The sequence below is a fragment of the Stutzerimonas sp. R40042 genome, from assembly GCF_026642215.1.
GTDB lineage: Bacteria > Pseudomonadota > Gammaproteobacteria > Pseudomonadales > Pseudomonadaceae > Stutzerimonas > Stutzerimonas frequens.
On the sequence record NZ_CP113258.1, the window covers coordinates 172,070 to 191,927 of the forward strand.

The 19,858-nt window shown below is 64.5% G+C and carries 17 protein-coding genes and 1 tRNA gene; 13 read left to right on the top strand and 5 right to left on the bottom strand.

Going from position 1 to position 19,858, the window contains the following annotated elements; genetic code table 11:
* The first annotated feature begins 9 nt into the window (after nucleotides 1-9).
* Nucleotides 10-294: a hypothetical protein gene (locus OUY36_RS00735; RefSeq protein WP_003282464.1), complete on the top strand. Its 285-nt coding sequence runs from the start codon at nucleotides 10-12 to the stop codon at nucleotides 292-294.
* A gap of 292 nt (nucleotides 295-586) precedes the next feature.
* Here the strand turns inward: OUY36_RS00735 and OUY36_RS00740 are convergent.
* Nucleotides 587-663: transfer RNA gene (locus OUY36_RS00740), tRNA-Arg, on the bottom strand.
* A 264-nt stretch (nucleotides 664-927) separates the two neighbouring features.
* Between OUY36_RS00740 and OUY36_RS00745 the strand changes: the two genes are divergently transcribed.
* Nucleotides 928-1,629, top strand: coding sequence for a cytochrome b/b6 domain-containing protein (locus tag OUY36_RS00745; protein ID WP_267936231.1), 702 nt, complete (start codon nucleotides 928-930; stop codon nucleotides 1,627-1,629).
* A gap of 36 nt (nucleotides 1,630-1,665) precedes the next feature.
* On the opposite strand, the gene OUY36_RS00750 is transcribed toward OUY36_RS00745, so the two are convergent.
* A complete protein-coding gene (locus OUY36_RS00750) occupies nucleotides 1,666-2,118 on the bottom strand; it encodes a c-type cytochrome (protein ID WP_110778551.1) in 453 nt (150 codons plus the stop codon).
* A gap of 319 nt (nucleotides 2,119-2,437) precedes the next feature.
* On the opposite strand from OUY36_RS00750, the gene gabD reads away from it, so the two are divergent.
* The 5 genes from gabD (at nucleotide 2,438) to OUY36_RS00775 (ending at nucleotide 9,974) form a co-directional block, all read left to right on the top strand.
* A complete protein-coding gene (gabD, locus tag OUY36_RS00755) occupies nucleotides 2,438-3,886 on the top strand; it encodes an NADP-dependent succinate-semialdehyde dehydrogenase (protein WP_267936233.1) in 1,449 nt (482 codons plus the stop codon).
* Nucleotides 3,887-4,043: 157 nt separating this feature from the next.
* Nucleotides 4,044-5,252 (top strand): HDOD domain-containing protein, encoded by a 1,209-nt coding sequence (locus OUY36_RS00760; RefSeq protein WP_267936235.1) that lies wholly within the window; start codon nucleotides 4,044-4,046, stop codon nucleotides 5,250-5,252.
* 221 nt (nucleotides 5,253-5,473) lie between these two features.
* A complete protein-coding gene (locus tag OUY36_RS00765; RefSeq protein WP_267936237.1) occupies nucleotides 5,474-7,579 on the top strand; it encodes a 3-hydroxyacyl-CoA dehydrogenase NAD-binding domain-containing protein in 2,106 nt (701 codons plus the stop codon).
* Between the two features lie 43 nt (nucleotides 7,580-7,622).
* Nucleotides 7,623-8,819 (top strand): acyl-CoA dehydrogenase family protein, encoded by a 1,197-nt coding sequence (locus OUY36_RS00770; protein ID WP_267936241.1) that lies wholly within the window; start codon nucleotides 7,623-7,625, stop codon nucleotides 8,817-8,819.
* Between the two features lie 12 nt (nucleotides 8,820-8,831).
* Nucleotides 8,832-9,974: an acyl-CoA dehydrogenase family protein gene (locus OUY36_RS00775; RefSeq protein WP_267936243.1), complete on the top strand. Its 1,143-nt coding sequence runs from the start codon at nucleotides 8,832-8,834 to the stop codon at nucleotides 9,972-9,974.
* A 408-nt stretch (nucleotides 9,975-10,382) separates the two neighbouring features.
* Here OUY36_RS00775 and OUY36_RS00780 read toward each other — a convergent pair whose 3' ends face one another.
* Complete coding sequence (locus OUY36_RS00780; RefSeq protein ID WP_267936247.1) at nucleotides 10,383-11,741, bottom strand: spinster family MFS transporter; 1,359 nt, start codon at nucleotides 11,739-11,741, stop codon at nucleotides 10,383-10,385.
* Nucleotides 11,742-11,880: 139 nt separating this feature from the next.
* Nucleotides 11,881-12,765, bottom strand: coding sequence for an alpha/beta hydrolase family protein (locus OUY36_RS00785; RefSeq protein WP_267936249.1), 885 nt, complete (start codon nucleotides 12,763-12,765; stop codon nucleotides 11,881-11,883).
* A 99-nt stretch (nucleotides 12,766-12,864) separates the two neighbouring features.
* On the opposite strand from OUY36_RS00785, the gene OUY36_RS00790 reads away from it, so the two are divergent.
* Nucleotides 12,865-13,443, top strand: a complete 579-nt coding sequence (locus OUY36_RS00790; protein WP_003284191.1) for a TetR/AcrR family transcriptional regulator — start codon at nucleotides 12,865-12,867, stop codon at nucleotides 13,441-13,443.
* 3 nt (nucleotides 13,444-13,446) lie between these two features.
* Here OUY36_RS00790 and OUY36_RS00795 read toward each other — a convergent pair whose 3' ends face one another.
* On the bottom strand, nucleotides 13,447-14,232 hold the full coding sequence (locus OUY36_RS00795) for an IclR family transcriptional regulator (protein ID WP_003284189.1): 786 nt from the start codon (nucleotides 14,230-14,232) through the stop codon (nucleotides 13,447-13,449).
* A 170-nt stretch (nucleotides 14,233-14,402) separates the two neighbouring features.
* On the opposite strand from OUY36_RS00795, the gene OUY36_RS00800 reads away from it, so the two are divergent.
* From OUY36_RS00800 to OUY36_RS00820, 5 genes are all read left to right on the top strand, one after another.
* Nucleotides 14,403-16,025, top strand: coding sequence for an AMP-binding protein (locus OUY36_RS00800; protein WP_267936254.1), 1,623 nt, complete (start codon nucleotides 14,403-14,405; stop codon nucleotides 16,023-16,025).
* 296 nt (nucleotides 16,026-16,321) lie between these two features.
* On the top strand, nucleotides 16,322-16,558 hold the full coding sequence (rpmB, locus tag OUY36_RS00805; protein ID WP_102839211.1) for a 50S ribosomal protein L28: 237 nt from the start codon (nucleotides 16,322-16,324) through the stop codon (nucleotides 16,556-16,558).
* Between the two features lie 11 nt (nucleotides 16,559-16,569).
* Nucleotides 16,570-16,725, top strand: coding sequence for a 50S ribosomal protein L33 (gene rpmG / locus OUY36_RS00810; protein ID WP_003284185.1), 156 nt, complete (start codon nucleotides 16,570-16,572; stop codon nucleotides 16,723-16,725).
* Nucleotides 16,726-16,906: 181 nt separating this feature from the next.
* Nucleotides 16,907-19,057, top strand: a complete 2,151-nt coding sequence (locus OUY36_RS00815) for an adenosylcobalamin-dependent ribonucleoside-diphosphate reductase (protein WP_267936258.1) — start codon at nucleotides 16,907-16,909, stop codon at nucleotides 19,055-19,057.
* Nucleotides 19,058-19,120: 63 nt separating this feature from the next.
* Nucleotides 19,121-19,828: a TSCPD domain-containing protein gene (locus OUY36_RS00820; RefSeq protein WP_063541785.1), complete on the top strand. Its 708-nt coding sequence runs from the start codon at nucleotides 19,121-19,123 to the stop codon at nucleotides 19,826-19,828.
* Nucleotides 19,829-19,858: the final 30 nt, after the last annotated feature.

A 19,858-nucleotide genomic window follows, 5' to 3' on the forward strand; every position in this document is an offset into this window, starting at 1 on the left:
AGTACTCACATGAAATTGATCAACCGCAGCAACGTCACGTACCTGCATCCGGCGATGGAAGCTCGTGAACACCAGTACTTGAAGCATTTGGCTTCTGCCATGAGCCACTACCTCGAGAGCCCCAACGGCAATGAACTGGTCTGCATCCTTGGCTCCGGCTACGAGAAGAACAACCGCCAGGCGCTCGATACCTGGGTCGCCTATCACCGTAATGAGGTCTTCGAGAAACGGTTGGAGGGGCGCAGCCCGCTGGACTTCCTGATCGAAAAGCTGGAGAGCATGCTCAACAACTAAAGTAACGAAGGGGCCGAAAGGCCCCTTCTGCTTAGGTGCTTTCAGATGGGTTGGGAGTTGTGCCTGATTGTGGCTAATACTCAATCTCTGCGAAGTAACCGGCATGCCATCTCACCGTGCGGCACGCTTTGGGCACAGAATTGGCACAGCCTGAAAAGCCGCCGCTAGATGACACTGAGGGCAGTGCTCATCGCAGCCTGAGAGCTGGCATCAAGGGAATTTTGCTGGAGGGCGCCGATTCAGCAGCGGAAGCGGCGAAGCCTTAGAAAAAGGCCATTGAATCAAGAGGATATGGCGCACCTGGCGGGATTCGAACCCACGACCCTTGCCTTCGGAGGGCAATACTCTATCCAGCTGAGCTACAGGTGCGTATGTGTTGCGGCGAACTATTTGACCACTAGCCTGCACCCTTCTCAACTCGATGATCACTGCCTTCGGAGGGCAGTACTCTATCCAGCTGAGCTACGGATGCGTTGCGGGGCGCAATCATACGCATGTCGTTGACGGGCGTCCATGCTGGTGCGGCCGGGTGGATACGCCTGGGTGCGGCTTTTTCGCAGCTGCCTGCGGCGGGCTCGGCTGATACCCTTGCGTGTCGCGGCCGGGGGCCGTGGTTGTTCGGATGGCGAGGGGATGGGGATGTCGGGCCATATCAAACTCTGGGACGCGCCGCTGCGGCTGTTTCACTGGTTGTTCGCCGGGGCGGTGATCGCGGCCATCGTCACGGGCTGGATCGGCGGCAACCTGATGCTCTGGCATGGCCGGCTCGGCCTGCTGGTGCTGGGACTGCTGGTGTTCCGCCTGATTTGGGGCTTCGTCGGTTCGACGTATGCCCGCTGGCCGCGCATCTTCGCCGCGACGTTCGGTGTGAAGGACTATCTGCAGGGCAACTGGCGCGAAGCCGGGCACAACCCGCTTGGCGCGTTCTCGGTACTGGCCATGCTGCTGCTGGTGAGCTTCCAGGTTGCCAGCGGGCTGATGGCGACCGACGACATCGCTTTCCAGGGCCCGCTCTATGTGCTGGTCAGCAGCGAAACCGGCAGCGCGCTGAGCGGCCTGCATCGGCAGGCGAAGTGGCTGCTGCTGGTGCTGATCGGCATGCACCTTGCGGCCATCCTCTATTACACGCTGGTGATGCGCCGGCCACTGGTGCGGGCGATGATCGCGGGACGGGCAGAGCGCGAGCATCCGACGCAGCAGGACGCGCGGGGCGGCGCGCTGCCCACCGCGGTTCTGGCGATCGCGCTGGGTGCGGCTTGCGTATGGGGTGTGCAGGCGGTGGGGGACTGGCTGAAGCCTGAGCCGGCGGCGGTAGCGCCAAGCCTGGACTGGTAAGCCAGCCGACCGGCAGGTGACGGCTGGCTTGGACAGTCAGTCGGCGCGGAACTTGTCGTGGCAGGACTTGCAGCTGCCGCCGACATCGCCGAAGGCCTTCTTGATCGCGGCCTGATCGCCTTCTGCGGCAACCTTGGCAAGCTGGTTGGCGGCGGCGGTGAACTTGCGGCCAATCTGCCCGGCTTCGTCGAGGTTCTGGAAGAACTCAGGCTTCAGGCGGGTGGCCTTGCCCAGTTGCTCGGTGGTGGTATCCGGGCTGTACAGGCTGCCCATGCCGGAGTTGGCGATGGCGGCGATAGCATTGGCGGCGGCGGCCACCTTGGCCTGGTCGTAGGGCTCCTTGCCGTCGACTACCTGGGCCTTGATCTTGCCCATGTTCCACGACATGAACTGATAGCCGGCCTGGCGGGTTTCGACCATTTCTTCCGGTTTCATCTGCGCCTGGGCGGCAGTGCTGGCCAGCAGGACGGCGGCTACGGCGCCTGTCATCAGTGCTTTCACGGTAACTCCTTATCGATCCTTGGTTGTCGGCGGCTGGCGCCGCTCGCGCGCAACTATACCCCGGCCAGTAGTGGGGTTTGGGTAACAAGACGTGACAGCCTCGCCCGCCTTCGTTCATCAGGCTGGTCAATGGCGCGACAACGTCATGTGTCATGAGCTTGCCGGCCGGCCGGCTGCGGTCCTAGCATGGCCGTTCGCAGTGCGATGCGACGGCTGGAACCGGGCGGCGAAGGACGGTTCAGATGATCGTCGCGTTCGCCGAATTTTCCGCAGCGGGCCTGCCGCTACGATGCCCGAGGAGACTGCCATGCAACTCAAAGACACCGCGCTGTTCCGCCAGCAGGCCTATATCGATGGCGCCTGGCTGGATGCCGACAGTGACCAGACCATCAGCGTGAACAACCCGGCCACCGGCGAGATTCTCGGTACGGTGCCGAAGATGGGCGCCGCCGAAACCCGCCGCGCCATCGATGCCGCCGAGCGGGCGCTGCCGGCCTGGCGTGATCTGACCGCCAAGGAGCGCTCGCAGAAGCTGCGTCGCTGGTTCGAGCTGCTGATGGAGAATCAGGACGACCTGGGTCGGCTGATGACGCTGGAGCAGGGCAAGCCGTTGGCCGAAGCCAAGGGCGAGATCGCCTATGCGGCGTCCTTCATCGAGTGGTTCGCCGAGGAAGCCAAGCGCATCTACGGCGACACCATCCCCGGTCACCAGAAGGACAAGCGCATCCTCGTCATCAAGCAGCCGATCGGCGTGACCGCGGCGATCACCCCGTGGAATTTCCCGGCGGCGATGATCACCCGCAAGGCCGGCCCGGCGCTGGCGGCTGGCTGCACCATGGTGATCAAGCCGGCATCGCAGACGCCGTTCTCGGCGCTGGCGATGGTCGAGCTGGCCGAGCGCGCCGGAATTCCCAAGGGCGTGCTCAGCGTCGTGACCGGCTCGGCCGGCGACATCGGCAACGAGCTGACCGCCAACCCCAAGGTCCGCAAGATCTCCTTCACCGGCTCCACCGAAGTGGGCGCCAAGCTGATGGAGCAGTGCGCGCCGGGGATCAAGAAGGTGTCTCTGGAGCTGGGCGGCAACGCGCCATTTATCGTCTTCGATGATGCCGACCTGGACGAGGCGGTGAAGGGCGCCATGCAGTCCAAGTACCGCAACGCCGGGCAGACCTGTGTATGCGTCAACCGCATCTATGTGCAGGACGGCGTGTATGACGCCTTTGCCGAGAAATTCCAGGCGGCGGTGGCCAAGCTGCGGGTCGGCAATGGCCTGGAAGAGGGCACCGACATCGGCCCGCTGATCGATGATCGTGCCGCCAGCAAGGTCCGCGAGCATATCGAGGATGCCGTCGCCCAAGGTGCGCGACTGGTGGCAGGCGGTCAAGCTCATGCAATGGGTGGCAGCTATTTCGAGCCCACCGTGCTGGTGGACGTGCCGGACAGTGCCAAGGTGGCCAAGGAAGAAACCTTCGGCCCGCTGGCGCCGCTGTTCCGCTTCAAGGACGAGGCCGAGGCGATCGCCAAGGCCAACGACACCGAGTTCGGCCTGGCCTCCTACTTCTATGCCCGCGATCTTGGTCGGGTGTTCCGCGTCGCCGAGGCGTTGGAGTACGGCATGGTCGGCATCAACACCGGACTGATCTCCACCGAAGTGGCGCCGTTCGGCGGTGTGAAATCCTCGGGCCTTGGCCGCGAGGGCTCCAAGTACGGCATTGAGGACTACCTGGAGATCAAGTATCTCTGCATGGGTATCTGAGCGACCTGCGACAGCTAGCCTCAGGGTCAGAGGCTGGCTGTATGCCATCAGGCCGTGCAGAATCGCGCCCCCATTGGCGCGATTCTCGTCTCGAGGATCTGTCGCCATCGACTTACCCCGTCGCTAGGCTGTGGTGACATCTCCAGCGAGTCGTGCAGTGAGCCTCTCTGCCCAAGTTTCCTTCGTTCTGGTTGCCTACAACGAGCCCTGGCGCGCGGACCAGCTTTGTCAGCTGGTGCGCGAACTGCGCCCCGGTATGCGTGTGCAACCCGCGGCGGACGGGCATGCCGCGCTGGAGCTGTGCAAGCGTCAGGTGCCCAGCCTGTTGATCATCGATGGTGAGCTGGAAGGTCTCGATGGTCGCCAGCTGTTGCGTGAACTGCGTCGTCACGGCCCGACCCAGCGCCTGCCCTGCGTGCTGATCAGCGCGCGTACCGATACCGCCAGCGTCCGCACCGTGCTGCCTTTGGCGCCCGCCGCGTACCTAGGCAAACCCTACGATCTCGATGACCTGCGCCAGCGGCTGGACAGGTTGCTGCCGCGCTCGGCCGGACGTGCCGGGGTAACGACGCCTGCAGTGGCAGACACTGTGGAGAGTTTTCTCGAGCGCATGCGCCCGCATAACCGCGGCGCGCCGCTGCAGGAGGCGGTGCTGGTCGCCCTGCAGCGCCTGCAAGGCGGTGATCAGGATTTTGCCGAGCTCGAAGAGCTACTGACCCGCGATCCGCAGGTCACGGCCCGGCTGATCAGCGTCGCCAGCAATGGCGCGGCGCAGCCGGCGGCGCCCTGCCTTGGCCTGGCGCAGGCGAGACGTCAGCTCGGTGCGGCGCGCAGTCTGCAATTGGTGACCGAGCTGGCCCTGCAACACAACGCGCGGTTGCCCGAGCCTCGCCTCGCCGAGCTTGCCGGCCAGCTCGGTCATCAGGCGCTGCGCACGGCACGGCTGGCGAGCTGGCTGGCGCGCCAGCTGAAGCTGGATGTCGAGCTCTGTTTCAGCGCCGGGCTACTGCAGAACATCGGCGAGCTGGCGCTGCTGCGCAGCCTGCAGGAATGGCTCGACAGTGGCGGCGCGCTGGATGAAGCGGATCTGCAACGCTGCCTGCGTGAGCGCGCGGCCGGCTTCGGCTCGGCACTGCGGGCACAGTGGGCGCTGCCGCTGGAGCTGCGCCAGGTGATCAGCGCCTACTACGCGCTGGGTGCCGGTGTCCTGCGCCGCGAAGCGCTGGTACTCAACCTGACGCGGCTGCTGATCGAACTGCCCGCCGATGCCGAGCCGGCCAGTCTGGCCGGCGAGCGAACGGTGCGCCTGCTGCGCATCGATCCTAATCTGCTGGCGCGCGCGCCTCGCCATGCCGTCGCGGGCTAGCCTGCTTCTGATCCGACATTCCCTGTATTGATAGCCGCGACCGATCACCCCTGGGTCGCGCACCATCCCTTGTCTGGCGCGGCTCTGCGCCTTCTTTTCGCTCGAATGCCCGGCCGTGTGGTGCTATCGACACGCGGAAATGAGTCATTTATTCTGCAGTGCGAAACATGATTCCGTGAAATTACAATTCCAATCAGCATTTCACACAGCGGAGGCCAGTCATGACAGATGTCGTACGGCTCGAAGTTCAGGGCGATATCGCGCTGATCACGGTCAACAATCCACCGGTCAACGCTCTCGGCCAGTCGGTGCGCGAGGGGCTGCTGAAGGCCTTTCAGCGTGCCGAAGCGGACCAGCAGGTGCGCGCCGTGGCGCTGGTGTGCGACGGCAACACCTTTATCGCCGGCGCTGACATCAAGGAATTCGGCAAGCCGCCGCAGGCGCCGAGCCTGCCCGAGGTGATCGAGATCATCGAAGGCTGCAGCAAGCCGAGCGTCGCCGTCATTCATGGCACCGCGCTCGGCGGCGGGCTGGAAGTCGCGTTGGGCTGTCATTACCGGATCGCGCGCAAGGACGCCAAGCTCGGCCTGCCGGAAGTGAAGCTGGGTTTGTTGCCGGGCGCCGGCGGCACCCAGCGGCTACCGCGTCTGGCCGGCGTCGAGAAGGCGCTGGAGATGATCGTCAGCGGCACGCCGATCAGTGCTGCAGAGGCGGTCGAGCACAGCATCGTCGACGAGCTGTTCGAGGGTGATCTGGTGAACGCTGGCCTGGCCTATGCCCGTCGTATGGTCGATGAAGGCCGCGCACCGCGACGCACTGGCGAGCAGACCCGAGGCCTTGAGGGCGCCGACAACGAGGCGCTGATCCGCGCCAAGCACGCCGAAGTGGCCAAGCGCATGCCTGGACTGTTCTCGCCGCTGCGTTGCATCGCGGCGGTCGAGGCGGCGACGAAGCTGCCGTTGGCCGAGGGCCTCAAGCGCGAGCGTGAGCTGTTTGCCGAATGCCTGAACTCGCCTCAGCGTGATGCTCTGGTTCATTCGTTCTTCGCCGAACGCCAGGCTGGCAAGATCAACGATCTGTCGGCAGCCGTGAAACCTCGCTCGGTCAACACGGCTGCGGTGATCGGCGGCGGCACCATGGGTGTCGGTATCGCGCTGAGCTTCGCCAATGCCGGGGTGCCGGTGAAGCTGCTGGAAATCAATGAGCAAGCCCTGCAACGCGGCCTGCAGCGCGCCCGTGACACCTACGCGGCGAGCGTCAAGCGCGGCAGCCTGACCGAGGAGGCGATGGAGCAGCGCCTCGCGCTGATCATGGGCGTCACCGACTACGCCGCCCTGGCCGATGCCGACGTGGTGGTCGAGGCGGTGTTCGAGGAGATGGGTGTCAAGCAGCAGGTCTTCGAGCAACTGGACGCCGTGTGCAAGCCGGGTGCGATTCTCGCCTCCAACACCTCGTCGCTGGACCTGAATGCCATCGCCGCCTTCACCAAACGTCCCGAGGACGTGGTCGGCCTGCATTTCTTCAGCCCAGCCAACGTCATGCGCCTGCTGGAAGTGGTGCGCGGCGAGAAGACCAGCAATGAAGTGCTCGCCACCGCCATGGCGATCGGCAAGCAGCTGAAGAAGGTCTCGGTGGTGGTCGGCGTTTGCGACGGCTTCGTCGGCAACCGCATGGTCTTCCAGTACGGCCGCGAGGCGGAATTCCTCCTGGAGGAAGGTGCCACGCCGCAGCAGGTCGATGGTGCGCTGCGCAACTTCGGCATGGCCATGGGACCGTTCGCCATGCGCGATCTGTCCGGTCTCGACATCGGCCAGGCGATCCGCAAGCGCCAGCGCGCGACGTTGCCGGCGCACCTGGATTTCCCCACCGTCTCGGACAAGCTCTGCGCCGCCGGCATGCTCGGGCAGAAGACCGGCGCCGGCTACTACCGCTACGAGCCCGGCAACCGCACCGCGCAGGAGAACCCCGACCTTGCGCCCATGCTGGAAGCAGCATCGCAAGAGAAAGGCATCGAGCGGCAGACGCTGGACGAGCAGTACATCGTCGAGCGCTGCATCTTCGCGCTGGTCAACGAGGGCGCGAAGATTCTCGAAGAGGGCATCGCTCAGCGCTCCAGTGACATCGACGTCATCTACCTGAACGGCTACGGCTTCCCGGCCTTCCGCGGCGGGCCGATGTTCTATGCCGACAGCGTCGGCCTGGACCGGGTGCTGGCGCGAGTAAAAGAACTGCACGCGCGTTGTGGCGACTGGTGGAAGCCGGCGCCGCTGCTGGAAAAACTGGCCGCCGAAGGCCGCACCTTCACCGAATGGCAGGCCGGGCAATGAGTGTCGCCCGCCTGCAAACCGAACGCAGCATGAGGACCTTCCCATGAACGTCAACTACACGGCCGAAGAGCTCGCCTTCCGCGACGAAGTACGCGCCTTCCTGAAAAGCGAGCTGCCGGCGGATATCGCCGCCAAGGTCAAGCTCGGCAAGCACATGTCCAAGGAAGATCACCAGCGCTGGCAGCAGATCCTGGTCAAGCGCGGCTGGTATGCGCCGGGCTGGCCGGTGGAGCTGGGCGGCACCACCTGGGGCCCGGTGGAAAAGCACATCTTCGACGAAGAGTGTTCGGCCTTCGGCGCGCCACGTACCGTGCCCTTCGGCGTCAACATGGTCGCCCCGGTGATCATCAAGTTCGGCACCCAGCAGCAGATCGACCACTACCTGCCGCGCATCCTCTCCGGTGAGGACTGGTGGTGCCAGGGCTATTCCGAGCCCGGTGCTGGTTCCGACCTGGCCAGCCTGAAGACCCGCGCCGTGCGTGACGGCGACCATTACGTGGTCAACGGCCAGAAGACCTGGACCACCCTCGGCCAGCACGCCAACATGATCTTCTGCCTGGTGCGCACCGACCCCGAGGCCCAGCAGCAGCGCGGCATCAGCTTCCTGCTGATCGACATGAAGAGCCCGGGCATCAGTGTGCGGCCGATCATCACCCTGGACGGCGACCACGAAGTCAACGAAGTCTTCTTCGACAACGTCCGCGTGCCGGTGGAAAACCTCGTCGGCGAGGAAAACCAGGGCTGGACCTGCGCCAAGTACCTCTTGACCCACGAGCGCACGGGCCTGGCCGGCATCGGCTCGTCCAAGGCGGTGCTGGCGCATCTCAAGCGCATCGCCATGAAGGAAGTCTGCGACGGCAAGCCGATGCTCGAAGACCCGCTGTTCCGCGCTCAGGTCGCCGAGGTCGAGATGCAGCTGATGGCCATCGAGATGAGCACCCTGCGCATCCTCGCGGCGGCGAAGGAGGGCGGCGTACCCGGCGCGGAGTCCTCCATCCTCAAGGTCAAGGGCACCGAGATCCGTCAGGCGATCACTCACCTCTTGCGCAAGGTCATCGGCCCCTACGCGTTGCCGTTCCTCGAGGAGGAGATGCAGCTGGACTACGAAGGTGAGCTCTTGCACGCCGACTACAGCGCATCGCTGGCCGGCGACTACTTCAACATGCGCAAGCTGTCGATCTTCGGCGGCTCCAACGAAATCCAGAAGAACATCGTCTCGAAGATGATTCTCGAGCTGTAAGGGGGCACCGCAATGGACTTCAAACTGACCGAAGAGCAGCAAATGCTGCAAGACACCGCGGCGCGCCTGGTGCGCGACGCCTACCCGTTCGAACAGCGCGAGAAATTCAGCGAGTCGGAACTGGGCTTTTCCGCCGAGTTCTGGTCGCAGCTGGGTGAGCTGGGCCTGACCGCCGTGCCGTTCTCCGAGGACATCGGCGGCTTTGGCGGCGGCGGCGTGGAAACCATGCTGGTCATGACCGAGCTGGGTCGCGGTCTGACGCTGGAGCCGTATCTGCAATCGGTGGTCTTCGCCGGTGGCCTGATCGACCAGCTCGGTTCCGATGCGCAGAAAGAGGATCTGCTGCCACAGGTCGCCGCCGGTTCGCTGCAACTGGCGGTGGCTTTCGACGAGCCGCAGAGTCACTACAACCTCAACGATGTACAGACCAAGGCCGAGGCGGTCGACGGCGGCTATCGTCTGAACGGCCGCAAGGCCGTGGTCATCGGTGGGCACAGCGCCGGACAGATCATCGTGTCGGCGCGCACATCCGGAGACAGTCGCGATGAAACGGGCATCAGCCTGTTCCTTATCGATCCGAACGCTCAGGGCGTCAGCCGTCGCGTCTACCCGACCATCGACGGGCGCAAGGGCTGCGACTTGTTCCTCGACAACGTGCAGGTCGGCGCTGACGCCGTGCTCGGCGAAATCGGCAACGGGCTTCCGGCGCTGCGCTACCAGCAGGGCCGCGCCATCGCCGCGCAGTGCGCCGATGCCCTCGGCAGCATGGATGAGGCCTGCAAGCTGACCCTCGACTACCTGAAGACGCGCAAGCAGTTCGGCGTGCCGATCGGCAAGTTCCAGGTCCTGCAGCACCGCATGGTGGACATGCAGACCGAGCTGGAGCAGGCCACCAGCATGGCGATCCTCGCCGCGACCTTTGCCGATGGCGAAGACAACGACGAGCGCAGCCGCATCATCGCTGCCGCCAAATACATCTGCGCCCGCGCCGCACGCAAGGTGGCCGAGGAAGCCATCCAGCTGCACGGCGGCATCGGTATGACCTGGGAATACAACCTTGCCCACCACGCCAAGCGGCTGGTGATGATCCCCCACCAGTTCGGTGACGATGACCATCATTTGAAGGCCTACGCCAAGTTGATGCAGGTGGTGTAACGCGCCAATCGCGACACACGACCGGGCCCCTGTGGCCCGGTTTTGCTTTGCAGAGATAGGGTCAGGTGCTCAGCCGACTGCGGGCAGGTGTGGCGGAGGCATCGTCTTCACTTCTGTAGCGCGGCGTTCCGCTTCAGCTCGCGCCAGCAACCCAACGGTGGGCTGAAGCCCACCCTACGGCGCGGCGCGCAAGGTGGCAACTCGTAGGGTGGAAGACGGCGAAGCCTCTTCCGCCGTTGCGTGCCACTCGGGGCGTGCCATGGCCGGCACGCTCGCGAAGTGGTCGTTCACACCGGTGGCAGTTCGTAGGGTGGATGTCGCTTTTCACATCCACGCGGTTGGGTCGGTACCCGTGTTTTGGTGGTTCGGTGAGGCGCGACCACCCCACGCCTGGCGTCCCGCGTCCGATCAGACCGGCTTCGCCTCTGCCTCGGCTGGCGCTACGCCCTGCGGCTTCCATTCCTGCAAGCGATCCAGGCTGCCACGGTAGTGCTTGAGTCCCATGCCGAGCAGGACTATCGCGCCGACCAGCGCAACGCCGGTGACGATCAGCAGCGAGTAGCGCAGGGCGTTGTCATCGCCGAAGACGAAGTCGGTGCCCAGCGCCACGGCGGTCGGGCCGATGCCGAGGCCGACCATGGTGATGACGAACAGGTACACCGCCGATGCCTGGCCGCGCATGGAGTTGGGCATGATCTCCTGGATCGCCGCCGGGCCCACGCCGAAGGGCATGGCGATGGTGAAGACGTGCAGGGCGATCAGCGCCAGCGCCAGTTCGCCGGTGCCGGCCAGGTAGGCGAGATTGAGCGGCAGAGTCAGCGCGGCGGAGATGATGCCGACGCGCAGCGGTGCGTCGCGATAACCGCGGCGGTGCAGCAGGTCCGACAGCCGCCCGCCGGCGATGATGCCGATCGAGCCGGCCACTGCCACCACCGAGCCGTAGAGCACGCCGACGTCGCTTGCCGGCCAGCCGTAGGTGCGGATGAAGAACGTCGGAATCCACGCCGAGCTGCCGTAGGCGGCGAAGGCCAGGCAGGCGAAGCCGAAGTTGTGGCAGAGCACGGTGCGGCGGTTCTGGCGGATATAGCCGGCCACCTCGCTGAGTGGCACCTCGACACCGGCGCCGACGCCTTTGCGCGATGGCTCGCGGATCAGCAAGAGCACGGCGGTGAACAGCACGCCGGCTGCACCGAGTACGAGGAAGATCAGCTGCCAGGGGCGGACCATGCCGAGCACCGGCAGCTCCACATCGCCCTGTGCCGAGGCGAACTTGACCACCAGTCCGCCGAGCAGAAAGGCCAGGCCTGAGCCGATGTAGATGCCCATCGAATAGACGCTCATCGCGGTGCCGCGCAGCTTCGGCGGAAAGCTGTCGGCGATCAGCGAGTAGGCCGAGGGCGACAGCGCCGCCTCGCCGACACCGACGCCGATGCGGAACACGAGGAACTGCCAGAAGGTGCGCGCCGTGCCGCACAGCGCAGTCATCAGGCTCCAAACCAGCACACCGATGGCGATGATGCCACGGCGGCTCTTACGGTCGGCCAGGCGCCCGATGGGCACGCCGCAGATGGTGTAGAACACCGCGAAGGAGAAGCCCATGAGCAGGCTCATGTGGGTGTCGGTGATATCCAGGTCGCGGCGGATCGGTTCGACCAGCAGGTTGAGGATCTGCCGATCGACGAAGGACAGCACGTAGGCGAGCATCAGGATCGCGACCGTCATCCAGGCGCGGGTGCTCGAGGGGTAGCCGTTATTGTTGTTGTGCATGGCAAGCTCCGATTAGCGAGAGGGCTGCAGCCCATCCTCACTCTTGTCGGAGATCGCCGATCCGGCAAGCGGAATAACCCTCGCATATGTTTCGAAATATGCTAGCAGTGTTCCGCTCTGCGAAACCGATAGTTAGGAGTCACGCCACCGTTTGTTGTTGACCCGGCATCAGCTCTGGCAACAAGCGGGGCGTCCAGAGGCTGTCGGCGAAACCGCGACGGAAGAAGCCGAAGTGGCCGATCCGCGTGGCGCCAATTTCCGCGGGCGCGATGCGCTGCATGGTTTTTGGTGCCGAGCTGTAGAAGCCATGCAGGGATTCGGTGTTGCGCGCCGACATCATTTCGTCGTCGCTGAAGGACAGCGAAGTCAGGGGCGTGCGCACGGCTGCGAAGGCCTGGCGCATGGACTCGCCCTCGACACCGACCAGATACTCCGGATGCAGGCACCAGCGCCGCCACTGGCGAATCACCCCGGCGGGCAGGTCGCCGACCGCCCCGATGCGACCGCCCGGGAAGTAGCCGGCCACCGCGGTCAGCACGGGCGCCAGGCCATGCCAGAGCAGCCAGGCCTTGTTGCGGATCTGCGGGCTGTTTTCGCGCCAGTAGCCGCTGCCGGCGGCGATGGTGACGATGCGGGTCAGGCGCTCGTGGCCGTTGACCAGCGGCAGGATCTGCGCGCCGACACTGTGGCCAATCCAGTACAGCGGCAGCTCTCCGGCGGTTTCGGCCGCCGCGGCGAGCACCGCGCTACAGTCGTGGCGCGCCCAGTCGAGGATGTCGACGTTCAACTGGCGGAGCGGCACCCGCCGCGAGCGTCCCATGCCCAGATAATCGAAGGTCACCGCCAGGTAGCCCTGCCCGGCCAGCCAGTTGGCGAAGTCGGTGTAGAAGCGCTGCGGCACGCCCATCGCCGGTGCGATCAGCACGACGCCGCATGGCGGGCTGCTCGGCTGATACCAGTGGCTGGACAAGGCATGGCCGTTGCCGTTGTCGATGGAGCGTTCTTCAACCTGTATCGTCGCCATCTTGTTGTTCTCCGCGCTTCTGCGATTGCTGCAATCGGTGCAGTATACGAAGGGTAGAAGATAATTCTAGAAAAATATTCTAGTCAAATTGGAGGCCGGATGGCCCGTAGTAGCCGCAAGCAGGAAATCCTTCAGGCCGCACTCGCCTGTTTCACCGAGTTCGGTGTCGAGGCGACCACCATCGAGATGATTCGTGATCGCTCCGGCGCCAGCATCGGCAGCCTCTACCACCACTTCGGCAATCGCGAGCGGATCATCGCCGCGCTGTATCTGGAAGGCATCGGCGAGTATGCCGCGTTGCTCGAAGCCGGGCTGATCGAGACGCTGGATGCCGAGGCCTGCGTCCGGCTATTCGTCACCAGCTATATCGACTGGGTGGTGGCCAATCCGGACTGGGCGCGTTTCGTCCTGCACAACCGCGGGCGGGTCGAGGCCGGGGAGATGGGCGAACGGCTGCGCGAGGTCAATCGCGCCCACGGTGAGCGGGTCGGAGCGATTCTGCGGCGGCATCGCGAAAGCGGGGCGTTCCGCCGGATGCCGGGCGACTGCTTCCTGGCAGTGGTGATCGGCCCCTGCCACGACATGGCGCGTAACTGGCTGGCGGGACGCTCCCGTACCGCGCTGGCCGACTGCCGCGAGCTGCTCGCGGACATCGCCTGGGCCAGCGTCAGGGCCTGACGATCAGACGCCGAGGCTCTCGATATCGCGGGCGAGCATTTCCAGCTGGTGGGCCAGCGAGTTCTTCAGGGTGTCCTCGCTGAGCTGGAATGACGGCGCACCGCAGGTGAGTGCCATGATGCTGCCGTCGGCCAGGTGCAGCGGCACACCGGCGGCCATCACGTTGCGGTCCCAGTCACCCAGTGACAGGCAGAAGCCGTGACGGGCGAATTCCTCGAACGACGCCTGCAGCGAGTCGCGGATCGCCGCCCAGCCATCCCCATACTTGGCGGCCAGCGCGGCCATCAGATGCTCACGCTCCTTCTCCGGAGTAGCGGCGAGAAAGGCGCGCCCGGCGGCGGTGGTGGCCAGCGGCAGGCGCACGCCGGCGTCCATGCGCAGGGTGGTGACCTCGGCCGGGCGGCAGTTTTCCACGTAGATCATCGACAGCCGGTCGCGGCAGGTCAGGCCCACGGTGGTGTTGGTGCGGCGGGCGAATTCGTCCATGTACGGCTTGGCCAGTTGGCGCACCCGCAGGTTGGAGACGTAGGCGTAGCCGAGCGCCAGCACGCCGGAGTCGAGCTGGTATTTCTCCAGCTGCTGCGAATAGCTGAGGTAGCCGAGCTTGGTCAGCGTGTAGGTCATGCGCGACACCGTGGGCTTGGGCAACCCGGTGATGCGTGCGATGTCCTGGTTGCCCATCACCACCGAGCCATGGGTGAAGGCACGCAGCACGTCCAGCCCGCGGGCGAGGGCCTCGACGAACTTGCGATCCTTGGGTGTGCCGGTGTCTTCGATGTCGTCGCTCATGGTCTCGGTCTTTCTGGCTAGTGGGCAGCGGGGGCGAACGATAGCAGATCGCCCGATCGCGAGCAGTGCGGCCAATGGCGATCATTGCGAGGTGAAAATCGATCGTCTAGTATCGGATTCGACATCTAGTTTCGCACAGTAAAACAATAATTCATTTTTGGAGTATGTCGATGTCCGCTTCCGTGCAAGGCTACGTGGCTGCCGAACTGGCCCGTGGCGGCTACCAGAACGTCCATGACCTCTTGACCCTGGCCTGCGCCAAGCACCCGCAACGCACGGCATTTTCCTGTGGCGACGACCACCTTACCTACGCCGAGCTGGGCAGCCTTGCCGACGCGTTCGCACGCTATCTGCGGCATCACGCTGGACTGCAACCCGGCGACCGGCTGGCGCTGCAGCTGCCCAACTCGTTGCAATATCCCATCGCCGTGTTTGGCGCACTCAAGGCAGGGCTGGTGATCGTCAATACCAATCCGCAGTACACCGCCGCCGAGGCGCGCCATCAGTTCCGCGACTCCGGTGCCAGGGCGATCCTGGTGCTCGATCGGCTGTTGCCGCTGGTGCGGGCGGTACAGGCCGACACCTCACTGGAACGGATCATCCTCACCAGCGTCGAGGATCTGCAGGCGCCGGTCTATGACAGCCAGGAGCCGGGAACAGAGCGCTTCATGCAGGCGCTGCGGCTGGGCGAACAGAGCCCGGCGCTGGACTGCGTCGCCGGGTTCGACCGGCTGGCGCTGCTGCAATACACCGGCGGCACCACCGGTGTATCCAAGGGCGCGATGCTCAGTCACCGTAATCTGCTGGCCAACGTGCTGCAGACCATCGAGCTGTTCGACAAGCCGGGCCTGCTGGAGCCGGAAAAGGACGTGCGCATCGCGCCGCTGCCGCTGTATCACATCATGGCCTTTGCCACGAACTGCCTGAGTTCGGTGGGTATGGGCCTGCACACGGTGTTCATCCGGGACGGACGCAACCTGGACGAAACCATCGGTGCCATGCAGCGCTATCCGTTCAGTCTGCTCAGCGGCATCAACACGCTGTTCGTCGGGCTGATGAATCACCCAGAGTTTTGCAGCATCGATTTCTCCCATCTGAAGTGGGCGACGTCTGGCGGCGCGCCGCTCAACAGTGAGGTCGGGCGTCGCTGGCAGGCACTGACCGGAGCGCCGATCCGCGAAGGTTTCGGCCTGACCGAGGCCTCGCCGGTTGTGGCGACCGGTACTCAGCTGAGCCCCTACCGCGAGGGCTACATCGGCCAGGCGCTGATCGACACCGAGCTGCGCACCGTGGACGACGACGGCAACGACGTACCGGCGGAGACGCCGGGCGAGCTCTGGCTGCGTGGCCCGCAGGTGATGCAGGGCTACTGGCAGCGGCCGGAGGAGACGGCCAAGGTAATCACCGCGGACGGCTGGCTCAAGACCGGCGACATCGCGCTGCTGGATGTAGAGGGTTTCGTGAAGATCGTCGATCGCAAAAAGGACATGATCCTGGTGTCCGGCTTCAACGTGTTCCCCAACGAGATCGAGGATGTGCTGATGCAGCACCCGTCGGTACGTGAATGCGTGGCGGTGGGCATTCCGGATGCACGCAAGGGCGAGGCGGTGAAGGTCTTCGTCAGCCTGCGGGAGGCGACCGATGATCAGACCCTGCTCGCGCACTGCCGCCAGTTCCTGACCGGTTACAAGCTGCCGAGCGCCATCGAGATCCGCGATGAGCTGCCGAAGACGGCGGTGGGCAAGCTGCTGCGCCGCCAGCTGCGTGACGAGGCGCGGACAGCGGCGAGCTGATCGCTGCCTATATATATGTAGCGAGGCGACGAGCGGGGGCTGTTGCAGCAAGCGCCCCACAAGCCTGTCGACGGGCGTCGAGAGCCCAGCGCAGCCGGGCGGAAAAAACAATCCGCGCTTGTTGCTCAGGGGGCTTTCTGATATAAAGCAGCGCTCTTTTCTAGGGGCCCGGTATCTTCGCTCGCAGCGTGGCCGGTAAGACCCCCATGAATCGTGGCGCTGAGCGCCGAACTGACAAGTGAATTCAAGCGGCCAACCCATGCCGGGTTGGGCATGTGGTTTTAGAGGGCTGAGGCATGTCGAGAGTCTGTCAAGTTACCGGTAAGGGTCCGGTAACCGGGAACAACATTTCCCACGCAAACAACAAAACCCGTCGTCGTTTCCTGCCGAACCTGCAGCATCATCGCTTCTGGGTCGAGTCTGAGAACCGCTTCGTGCGTCTGCGCCTGAGTGCCAAAGGCATGCGCATCATCGACAAGCGTGGCATCGACGTCGTTCTGGCCGAGCTGCGCGCCCGCGGCGAAAAGGTTTAAGGAGAGCAATCATGCGTGACCTGATCCGTTTGGTGTCCAGCGCCGGTACCGGCCACTTCTACACCACCGACAAGAACAAGCGCACCACCCCCGACAAGATCGAAATCAAGAAATTCGATCCGGTCGTTCGCAAGCACGTGATCTACAAGGAAGCCAAGATCAAGTAATTGATCGGCCCCTTGAAGGAAAAACCCGCCATTCGGCGGGTTTTTTCGTTTCTGGGCCGGACATCGCGCATCGTTCGTCAGCGCTCCGGGTAATTTGACAAGAGTCATATGCTCCCCACGGAAATTCGCTATCGTACGAGCTTTCCTTTTCTCCCACTTTCGGCACGAGGATGCGCAGCGCATGGCGAAGACGGACGGGCCCATCGCGGCAGACAGCAAGAGCACTTCCAGCATCGCCCTGCAGGCGGCTTCCGAGGACATCTGGTCGCAGAAATACCGCCTGAGCAGCAAGGACGGCACGCCCATCGACCAGAGCGTCGATGACACCTGGCAGCGAGTCGCCCGTGCCCTGGCCGACGTCGAACCGGCCAAGCAGCGCGAGCACTGGTACGAGCGCTTCCTCTGGGCGCTGCGCAATGGCGCCATCCCGGCCGGGCGGATCATTTCCAACGCCGGCGCGCAGGACTACAAGCCGGCCACCTCGACCATCAACTGCACCGTTTCCGGCTCGATCACCGACTCGATGGATGACATCCTCGGCAAGGTCCACGAGGCCGGGCTGACGCTCAAGGCCGGCTGCGGCATCGGCTACGAGTTCAGCACCCTGCGTCCGCGCGGCTCGTTCGTTTCCGGCGCCGGCGCGCACACCAGCGGCCCGCTGTCGTTCATGGATATCTTCGACAAGATGTGCTTCACCGTGAGTTCGGCCGGCGGCCGCCGCGGCGCGCAGATGGGCACCTTCGATGTCGGCCATCCGGACGTGCGCGAGTTCATCCGCGCCAAGCGCGAGGACGGCCGCCTGCGTCAGTTCAACCTGAGCCTGCTGATCACCGACGAGTTCATGCAGACCGTCGAGGCCGACGGCGAATGGCCGCTGATCTTCCCGGTGCATGCCAAGGAAGCCGCCGAGCTGGATCTGGCCGACGATGCCCAGGTGGTCTGGCGCGAGTGGCCGGTGCACGACGGCTACATCGTGCGCGACGATGGCCTGGTGGCCTGCAAGATCTACGGGCGGGTCAAGGCGCGGCATCTGTGGGACATGATCATGGTCTCCACCTATGACTACGCCGAGCCGGGCTTCATCCTCATCGACCGGGTCAACCAGCTGAACAACAACTGGTGGTGCGAGGCTATCCGCGCAACCAACCCCTGTGGGGAGCAGCCGCTGCCGCCGTACGGGTCGTGCCTGCTGGGCTCGATCAACCTGACCCACTTCGTCATCGATCCCTTCGGCGCCGAAGCGCGCTTCGACTGGGACAAGTACCGCGAGGTGGTGCGCGTCTTCACCCGCATGCTCGACAACGTGGTCGAGATCAACGGCCTGCCGCTGGAACAGCAGCGTCACGAGATCGAGAGCAAGCGCCGTCACGGCATGGGTTTCCTCGGCCTCGGCTCGACGCTGACGCTGCTCAAGCTGCGCTATGGCAGCCCGGAAGCCTGCGTGTTCACCGAGGAAGTCGCCCGTGAGATGGCGCTGGTCGGCTGGGAGCAGGCGCTGGAGCTGTCCAAGGAGAAGGGCGCGGCACCGTTGCTGAGCCAGACCTTCGACGTTACCGCCGAGATGCTGCGCAAGCGTCCGGAGATGTCCAAGGACGGCTACAAGGTCGGCGACCAGATCGCCGGTCGCGTGCTGCATGCCAAGTACTCGCGCTACATGCAGAAGATCGCTGAATACGCGCCCGATCTGATCGAGGCGCTGGCCGAGCAGGGCGCGCGCTTCACCCATCACAGCTCCATCGCGCCCACCGGCACCATCAGCCTGAGCCTGGCCAACAACGCCTCCAACGGCATCGAGCCAAGTTTCGCCCATCACTACTCACGCAACCTGATCCGCCCGGGCCGCAAGGCCAAGGAGAAGATCGAGGTGTTCAGCTACGAGCTGCTGGCCTATCGCACGCTGATCAATGAGCGCGCCAAGCCGGGATCCGACGAGCCGGGCGAGAAGCTGCCGGACTATTTCATCACCGCCGATGACGTCAGCCCGACCCAGCACGTCGACATCCAGGCCGCCGCGCAGAAATGGGTCGACTCGTCGATCTCCAAGACCGCCAACGTGCCAACCGACTACCCGTTCGAAGCGTTCAAGGACATCTACCGCTACGCCTGGCGCCAGGGCCTCAAGGGCTGCACCACCTTCCGCTTCAACCCGGCAGCCTTCCAGGGCGTGCTGGTCAAGGAAGCCGACCTGGAAAAGACCCTGTACCGCTTCACTCTGGAGGACGGCAGCGTGGTCGAGCTCAAGGGCAACCAGGAGGTCGAATATGACGGCGAGGTGAACACCGCCGCCAACCTGTTCGACGCCCTCAAAGAAGGCTACTACGGCAAGTACTGAAGCCGGCCCGCCAACCGTTTGGACGCCGGGCCGCGAGCGCCGCCCGGCAGGAGAGATTGCACAATGACCGTAAAGATCACCCAGCGCATCAAGGGCTTCAAGGTCGTCGACGAGACCCTCGAGCGCCCCGCGACTGCGGCCAGCGCTAGCGACGGCACGGCGAGCAAGGCCGTCAACGTGGTGGAGATGGACGAGAGCCTGCAGCGCCCGGAAACCCTGATCGGCATGACCTACAAGATCAAGTCGCCGCTGTTCGAACATGCGCTGTACGTCACCGTGAACGACATCGTGCTCAACGCCGGCACGCCGCATGAGCAGCGCCGCCCGTTCGAGATCTTCATCAATTCCAAGAACATGGACCACTTCCAGTGGATCGTCGCGCTCACCCGGATCATGTCCGCGGTGTTCCGCAAAGGCGGCGACTGCACCTTTCTCGTCGAGGAGCTCAAGGCGGTGTTCGACCCGCGTGGCGGCTACCTGAAGAAGGGCGGCGTCTACATGCCGTCGATCGTGGCCGAGATCGGTGCGGTGCTGGAGCGCCATCTGATCGCCATCGGCATGCTCGAAGGCCATGCGCTGGACGAAACCCAGCTCAAGTACCTGGCCGAGAAGCGCGCCGCCTACGAGGCCAGCCAGGGCGCGGTGGCGGTCGAGCCGGGTGAAGGCTTTCCGGCCGGCGCGCAGCTGTGCAACAAGTGCAACACCCAGGCCGTGGTGCAGATGGATGGCTGCGCCACCTGCCTGAACTGCGGCAACTCCAAATGTGGCTGACCGCTCACGCGATCGGATGAAAAAAGGCCC